This window comes from Aquitalea aquatica, assembly GCF_013911085.1.
In the GTDB taxonomy this organism is placed as follows: domain Bacteria; phylum Pseudomonadota; class Gammaproteobacteria; order Burkholderiales; family Chromobacteriaceae; genus Aquitalea; species Aquitalea aquatica.
Window position 1 is genome coordinate 176,463 of the sequence record NZ_JACERN010000006.1, and the last position, 7,892, is coordinate 184,354.

Annotated in this window: 5 protein-coding genes; 2 read left to right on the top strand and 3 right to left on the bottom strand. The window is 58.1% G+C overall.

The features are described 5' to 3' along the window. Positions 1 to 2: 2 nt before the first annotated feature. The 3 genes from H2Z84_RS02605 to cbiM are packed head-to-tail and all read right to left on the bottom strand — an operon-like array spanning position 3 to position 2,801. Positions 3 to 866, bottom strand: coding sequence for an energy-coupling factor ABC transporter ATP-binding protein (locus H2Z84_RS02605; RefSeq protein ID WP_181834601.1), 864 nt, complete (start codon positions 864 to 866; stop codon positions 3 to 5). Further along, positions 863 to 1,714, bottom strand: a complete 852-nt coding sequence (cbiQ, locus tag H2Z84_RS02610; protein ID WP_181834602.1) for a cobalt ECF transporter T component CbiQ — start codon at positions 1,712 to 1,714, stop codon at positions 863 to 865. Before cbiQ ends, H2Z84_RS02605 begins: the two co-directional genes overlap by 4 nt. A 28-nt stretch (positions 1,715 to 1,742) precedes the next feature. Further along, positions 1,743 to 2,801, bottom strand: a complete 1,059-nt coding sequence (cbiM, locus tag H2Z84_RS02615) for a cobalt transporter CbiM (RefSeq protein ID WP_181834603.1) — start codon at positions 2,799 to 2,801, stop codon at positions 1,743 to 1,745. A gap of 801 nt (positions 2,802 to 3,602) precedes the next feature. Here cbiM and H2Z84_RS02620 point away from each other — a divergent pair. Continuing rightward, positions 3,603 to 5,330 carry a ShlB/FhaC/HecB family hemolysin secretion/activation protein gene (locus tag H2Z84_RS02620; RefSeq protein WP_181834604.1) on the top strand — a complete coding sequence of 576 codons (1,728 nt, stop codon included), beginning with the start codon at positions 3,603 to 3,605 and terminating at the stop codon, positions 5,328 to 5,330. 11 nt (positions 5,331 to 5,341) lie between these two features. After that, positions 5,342 to 7,892: two-partner secretion domain-containing protein (locus H2Z84_RS02625; protein ID WP_181834605.1), on the top strand; the 2,551-nt coding region annotated here is incomplete at its 3' end.

The following is a 7,892-nucleotide window of genomic DNA, read 5'->3' on the forward strand; positions in this document are numbered from 1 at the left end:
CATCAGCTGGATGGCTTGCGCCGCACCGGGTAGTAGCGATAGCCCGTGACCGGGCCGGCATGCTGATGGCTGTGGCCATGTTGATGGGGGTGGCTGTGTACCACACCGTCGGCATGGCGGTGCGGATGGGCGTGTAATAGATGGGTGCGCTCCAGCAGCGCGTGATCGGCGAGGATTTCGGCCGGGCTGCCGCTGGCTACCAGCCGGCCTGCTGCCAGCACGAACACCTGGTCGGCAATATCGGCCACGCTGTCCAGATCATGCGTGGCGGTAATGATGGTGCGGCCGCTGTCCTTGCTCTCCAGCAAAAAGCGGATCACCTCGCCCTGGCTGTGCGGGTCCAGCGCGGCGGTCGGTTCGTCCAGCAGTAATACCTCTGGCTGCATGATCAGCACCGAGGCCAGTGCCACCCGCTTGCGTTCGCCACCGGACAGGCGGTGCGGCGCACGGTCTTGCAGATGGCTGATGCCGAAGCGCTGCAGCATATCGGCAATGGCGCTGCGGATGGTGGCCGGCGGCCAGCCCAGTTGCAGCGGGCCAAAAGCCAGTTCGTCGAACACCGTGGGATTGAACAGCTGCACATCGGGGTTCTGGAACACCAGCCCGACCCGGCGGCGAAAGGCATAGTGGCGCTCATCCTCGGCCAGCGCCGCCTCGCTCAGTTCCTCGCCAAAAGCCAGCAGCCTGCCCTGCTGGGCAAAATATAGGCCGTTCAGCAAGCGCAGCAAGGTGGATTTGCCCGAGCCATTGGCTCCGAGCAAGGCCACCCGGCAGCCGGCTTCGATACGCAGCGACAGGCGGTCCAGCGCCTGTTGCTGCTGATAGTGATAACTCAGGTCTTGCAGCTCGAATACCGGCGGTGTCATGCGTGTTTCCATAAGATCAGCAGCGGCACACACAGCGCCGGCAGCAGGGCACACCAGTCGCGCCGACGGGTGCGGAAGCTGTGCAGCAGGTAGATGTCGCCACGGTAGCCGCGCGACACCATGGCCAGATGTACTTCGCTGCTTAGCAGAAAAGCTTTGCTGAGCAGCACGCCGCTACTGGCGGCCACCACCTGGCGCGCCAGCCGGCCACTGGGCGGTGCCAGCATGCGGCTGCGGCGGGCTTCGAACATCTGGCTGGCAGTTTGCAACAGCACGAAGATATAACGATGGGTCATGCCCAGCAGGGCCACCAGCAGCACCGGCACCCCGAGGCTGCGCATGGCCTTGAGCACATGCATCCACGGCGTGGTCAGCATCAGCAGCAAGGCATAGCTGGCCGAGGTTTCCGCTCGTCCCAATAAAAAGGCGGCGCTACGCAAGCCTTGCAGGCTGATGCCCCAGTGCAGCAGCGGCAGCCGGAACGGGATGTCACCGGGCACCAGAAACAGTGCCGGCACGGCAATCACCCCGCTGAACAGCAAGACGCTGAGCCAGGCCTGACGATACAGCCGCCGCAAGGACACCTGCGACAGCAAGGCCAGCAGCACGGCCAGGCCGAACAGCAGCAGCAGGGTGACGAGCTGGCTGGCCAGGATGCCGCTGATCATCAGGCTGAGCAGCGCCAGCAGCTTGATGCGCGGGTCCAGTCCCTGCAGCAGGCCGCGCTGCTTGCTGATGGCTTCGGCATCCAGTGAGTGCTCCAGTGCCTGCTGCAAGCCATGGACCAGCCGCTCGGCAAAATGGCCGCCATGGCGATGACCACCAGCGATGAAGGATTGCTCGCTCATACCGCACCCGGCCCTTGTGGTGGCTGCCTCATTCCGGCTGGCCTTGCTTGCCGCCCAGCCGCGATAGCAGCAGCAGGGCCAGCAGAATCAGCCCGGCACCAAACAGCGCCGACAAGACATAGCCAAAATTGGCGCTATGCACGAAGGCCGGCGCATAGTCGGGGAAGGGCGCCGACCACAGGCTGGCCAGCCGTGCCAGGCCCTCCGGCGCTGCCGCCGGCGGTGCAATCTGACCCGATGCCAGCGCCATCTGCTGGCGGCTGTCGGCATTGGCGAAATCTTCCACGCCCCACTCGCCCCAGGCGGTGCCGGCGGCCAGCAAACCCAGCGGTGACAGAATCATCAGTGCCGCCAGTCCGTACCACAGCTTGCGCGTGGTACGCACCGCTGCGCTCGGTACACTGATCCGGCTTGCCTGCAGCGACAGCAGTTCGGGATGGGCGCGCTGCAGATAAGCCACCAGCCCGCCGGTGATCAGCAGCTCGGCCAGCCCGGCAAAGCTCAGATGACCCAGCATCATCGCGGGTACCGCCACCGACAGCGGATAGGGCGCGTACAGCGGCGTGCCGGCAGCATCGTGGAACAACAGCGGTTGCAGGCCGAATTCGATGGCGGCCAGCAAGGCTGCGGCATTGATGGCCAGATAACCGGCCACCGCAGCGGCCAGTACGCGGCGGCGCGATTGCAGCGCGGCACCGGCCGCCAGCAACTGATAACTGGCCCAGGCCACCAGCGAGCCGACGATGGCCATGTTCAGGCTATTGGCCCCGAAGCTGGTAATGCCGCCGTCGCCAAAGAACAGCGCCTGAATCAGCAGGGCCACGGAAATGGCCACAATCGACGCCCACGGCCCGAGCACGATGCTGATGATGCCCATTCCCACCGCATGGCCGCTGGTGCCGCCGGGCAGCGGCAGGTTGAACATCATGATGACGAAGCTGAAGGCCGAAAACACCGCGAACAACGGCACCATGCGGGTGTGTAGCAGGCGCTTGGCATGGCGGTAGGCCAGCAGCCAGAACGGTAGCGCCACCGCATAGGCCAGCGCGCAGGTAGCCGGGCTAAGGTAGCCGTCTGGAATGTGCATGCAGGTATCCTCAACAAAACCAGCAGGCGCTATGGCCAGACCGGTTGGTTGTGTATGAATATTTTTTAAAATGTATGAAATTCTAGCAAGATGCATGCCACTTGTCATGGCTGCTTGCCGCCGTGCCGGGATGCCGATCTGGCAATCCGCATCGAGAAAAACGGTGGAAATGTGCTGTACAGGCGGCTGGGAGAAGTGGATAGCGACTAGACAGCGGTGATGGCAGCTGCGTTGTCTGGCATGAACTGATGTCTGATGGATTGTCGTTGCTGAATATTAATGTCTTATTTGTTTTGACTGCGCTTTTAACTAGGGGTGTGATAATAAAACATGTTTATCTTTATTTATTTTCCAGATGAATTTTGATTTAAGTGGGGTTGTATATTTTTTTATTTTAAAATATGCCAATGACATGTTGTTGGAGTGTATTAGCGATATGTTGTTTTGATATATTTTTATTTCAATGATTTCATAAGTAACAGTTTATTTAAGATAAATGACAAATGAATTTATACGCAGTTTTCCATTTGCATGGCATTAAAAGTGGGTCAATTTAATTTTATTCTTAATAAAATGTTTATTTTTTACGGCCCGGTTTAAATAAAAATTTAAATTGATTTAGTTTGATTAATTTTATATCGTTACGCTGTTAACAAGATTTAACTAAAAACATATTAAACAATTAAAATAAATGTGTTGACCGGCATTGTTGCTATTGGCAACCGTTTGGAATTAATTCCTGGTGCTGTCGGCATGATTAAAAAAATAAATAATCCATAAGAATGTTCAGGGAGTTTTATCATGCAGATGCAAAGCCTCAAGACCAGTGTCAGCCTGGTCCTGTTGTCGTTGTCGGCGTATTCGCAAAATATTCATGCGGCATCGGATATCGATGCAGCCAATCGCCAGGCTGAAATCATCCAGCAACGGCAACAACAACAGTTGCAGCAGGATCGCGAAGATGCTCGCCGAGCCATCCAGCCTGGCGGTGTCGACCTTAAAACGCTGACGCCCAGTCAGCCAGCCATCACCACTCCGGCCAGTCAGTGCCACGATATTCAACGTATTGTCATCCGTAACAGCCCACACATGACGGTGGCTATCCAGAAGCAGATTGATGCTCAGTTTGCCGGCCATTGTCTGGGTGTTGGTGAGATCAGCCAGATTCTCGGCTTGATCACCCGTGACTACATCGAACAGGGCTATGTCACGACACGAGCCTACTTGCCCGCGCAGGATCTGCGTGGCGGGACTTTGCTGATTGATGTGGTAGAAGGGGTGATCGAACAATTCAAGGTAGATGACAATGGTGCCCGCAGCGTGCCATTGGCCACCAGCTTTCCACACTTGCAGGGAAAGCTGCTCAACCTGCGGGATCTTGAACAGGGCATCGACCAGATCAACCGCCTGCAATCCAATAATGCCAAGCTAGATATCCAGCCTGGTGGCACGCCAGGCGGCAGTACGGTTGTGATTCACAATGAGGCTAGCCGGCCCTTGCACCTGTTTGTCACCTATGACAACCAAGGCAGTACCAGCACCGGCGGCAATCAGGCTGCAGCGACACTGACGCTGGATAACCTGCTCGGTCTGGGTGAAATGTTTGCTGTTACCCACCGCGAGTCGATTCCAACCAGTAACAAAGAACACTATTCCGCTTCTGACGACTTCAATCTGTCGCTGCCTTATGGCTACAACACCTTTGCCGTTGATGTGAACCGCTCGCGTTACATCAATGTGCTGACACTGCCCAGCGGTAACCAGGAAACCGCCGAAGGCAATAACAAGATCAGCACTTTCAGCTGGAATCGCGTGGCGTTTCGCGACCAGGTATCCCGCCTGAGTTTTGGTGCGGCGCTGACCACCAAGGACGCCCGTAACTATTTTGCAGACCAGTACCTGAATGTCAGCAGTCGCAAACTGAGCGTACTCGATCTGAAAGCATCCTATTCCACCGCTATTCGCAATAGCCATCTGTCGCTGGACCTCGACTATGCCCGTGGTCTGGCCGAATTTGGTGCCATGCACGATTCCGGCATTCTGCCGGGCGAGCAGCCGCATGCCCAGTTCCAGAAGCTGACTGCAGACCTGCATTTCCACTTGCCATTCGATTTGCTGAGCAAGCATTTCAGCTATGACAGCGAAGTGTTCGCCCAGCAGGCTTACAACGCGCTGTACGGTTCAGAGCAATTGTTGATTGGCAGCATTTATTCGGTACGTGGCTTCGTCAACAACAGCCTGTCGGGCGATACCGGTTATTACTGGCGGAACGACCTCTCCATGCAGCAGCAATTCCAGATCGGTCATGAAACCCTCAACGGCAAGATTTACGCCGCGCTGGATACCGGTTGGGTCACCAATATGAACCCTGATCTGCAAGGGGGGAGCCTGACTGGTGCTGCCATTGGCCTGCAAGCCCAGTGGCGTGGCCTTACCTGGGATCTGTTCCGTTCTGCCCCGGTTGAAAAACCGGCCACCATGTCCCGCGAACCGGCGCAAACCTGGTTCCGTGTTTCTGTCGCGCTGTAAGGAGATCAGTCATGAACAAGATCTATCGTCTGGTCTGGAATGCCGGCAAAAACTGCTGGATGGCCGCCGCCGAAATCGCCCGTAGCAGTGGCCCGCGCTCGGCTACGGTACGCAATGCTGCCAGCTTGTCCTTGTTGGGGGCGAGCTTGCTGGCGCAGGCCGCACCCCCATTACCCACGGTAACGCCAACCGGCAGCAATACCCGCAGCTACGTTGCACCGAATGGCACAACCGTGGTGGATATTGCGACTGCCAATGCAGCCGGGGTGTCGAACAACCAATACACCCAGTACAACGTCAATAGCCAAGGTCTGATCCTGAACAATGCCAATACCAGCCAGGTGACACGTCAGTCACAGCTGGCAGGTCAGGTCTACGCCAACGTCAACCTCAGCAATGAAGCCAGCCTGATTCTTAACCAGGTAGTCAGCAGCAACCGCAGTACCCTGGCCGGTTTCACCGAAGTACTGGGTAGTCGTGCTGATGTCGTGGTGGCCAACCCCAACGGCATTACCTGCTCCGGTTGTGGTTTCATCAATACCAACCGCGTCACCCTCAGCACGGGCCTGCCTGTGCTCAGCGGCAATGGCAGCCTGTCCGGTTTCAATGTCACTCAGGGTGACATCCTGATCAATGGCAGCGGCATCAATGCCTCTGCCCAGCAGATTCTCGATCTGGTCAGCCGCTCGGTGTCAATTGGCGGCCAGGTGAATGTACCCGACTTTGGTGTGTATACCGGCCCCAACCGCTGGAGTTATATCACCCGTAGTGTGACCGGCAGCACCAGCCCGGTGGGGAGTGCCCCCAGCTTTGCGATTGATACGGCAGGCTTGGGTGGCATGTATGCCAACCGTATTTTCCTGGTGTCGACCGAAGCCGGCGTCGGGGTGCGCATGCTGGGAAATGTCGCAGCCAATAGTGGTGATTTCACCCTGACTGCTGCTGGTAGCATTCTGCTGAATAATCAGCTGTCCGCCACCGGCAATGTCGCCATCTCTGCCAATGGTAATGGCAGCAGCCTGCAACTGAGTGATGCCAGCCTCAATGCAGGGCAAGATCTCAGCCTGGTCAGCCAAGGGGCTACCAGCCTCAGCGGCAGTGCCATCATCGCCAGCCGTGACCTCAGCCTGACGGCCGCCAGCCTCAGCGACAGTGCCAGCAGTAATAGCCAGAGCAACAACAATGTCCGCTTTGCCGGAGAGGATCTCACCCTGGCCGTCAGCGGCAGTGGCACGATCGATGGTACCCAGTGGGGTAGTGGCAGCGGCCAGTGGCAGGCCAGTTATGGTGACCTCACCATTGGTAGCCATGGCGCAACGCTGTACGGTAGCCAAACCATGCAGCTGACCGCCAGCAGTGGTGATCTGGCACTGGGCAAAGCCCAGCTCAAGACCACAGGTGACATCACACTCCATGCCAGCGGAGCCATCAGCACGGTGGCTGATGCCGCTCAGGGCATCGAGACCACGGCCGGCAACCTTGCCCTGACGGCAGGGAATGGCCTCAGCAATGCAGGCAGCATCAGTGCCGACAATGGCAGCGCAACCCTGCGAGTGGGTGGCAGTCTGCAAAACAGTGGCCAGTTGTACGCCAAGAGTGCGCTGGACATGGCCGATGCCAGTGGTAACGGTACGGAATCCTTCAGCAATACCGGCAGCGGCCAGATTATCAGCGATGGCACCCTGCTGCTGAAAGGCGCTGCCGCCAGCAATACCGCTAGTGGCTGGGTACAAGCTGGTGGCTATAGCAGCCTGCAGCTGGCCAGCCTGAACAACGCCGGCACCTGGCTGCTGTCCACCGGTAGTGGCAGCACGGCAGATAGCGTGAGCCTGAGTGGTGCGCTGACGGATAGCGGCACGCTGCAGTCGGCCCGGGCTTTCAATCTGACTGCGGGCAGTGCGGATATCAGCGGCAAACTCTTGGCCAGTGGCAATCTGGGCGTAACGACCAGTGGCAACTACACCAACGAAAGTGGTGGCTTTACCCAGGCCGGCCAGAGTCTGACCGTGAGCGCCGCCGCATTAAGCAATGCAGGCACGCTCAAGGCCCAGGCTTTGAATCTGACCGCCAGCAATGGTTTTACCAATACCGGCAGTAGTGAAGCGGATAGTGGCAATGCGGTATTACGTGCTAACGGTACGCTGAGCAACAGCGGCACCCTGTATGCCAGCGGCAATATCGACATGGCCGATGCCAGTGGCAATAGCAGCGAGGTCTTCAGCAATAGCGGCACGGTGCAGGCAATTGGCAATCTGTCGCTCAAAGGCGCTGCCGCCAGCAATACCGCCAGTGGCTGGGTACAAGCGGGTGGCTATAGCAGCCTGCAGCTGGCCAGCCTGAACAACGCCGGCAGCTGGCTGCTGTCCACCGGTAGTGGCAGCACGGCAGATAGCGTGAGCCTGAGTGGTGCGCTGACGGATAGCGGCACGCTGCAATCGGCCCGGGCTTTCAATCTGACTGCGGGCAGTGCGGATATCAGCGGCAAACTCTTGGCCAGTGGCAATCTGGGCGTAACGACCAGTGGCAACTACACCAACGAAAGTGGTGGCTTTACCCAGGCCG

Bases quoted from the DNA above. Each gene is read 5' to 3' on its own strand.
- H2Z84_RS02605 (WP_181834601.1), bottom strand. From the start codon at position 866: ATGACACCGCCGGTATTCGAGCTGCAAGACCTGAGTTATCACTATCAG.
- cbiQ (WP_181834602.1), bottom strand. From the start codon at position 1,714: ATGAGCGAGCAATCCTTCATCGCTGGTGGTCATCGCCATGGCGGCCAT.
- cbiM (WP_181834603.1), bottom strand. From the start codon at position 2,801: ATGCACATTCCAGACGGCTACCTTAGCCCGGCTACCTGCGCGCTGGCC.
- H2Z84_RS02620 (WP_181834604.1), top strand. From the start codon at position 3,603: ATGCAGATGCAAAGCCTCAAGACCAGTGTCAGCCTGGTCCTGTTGTCG.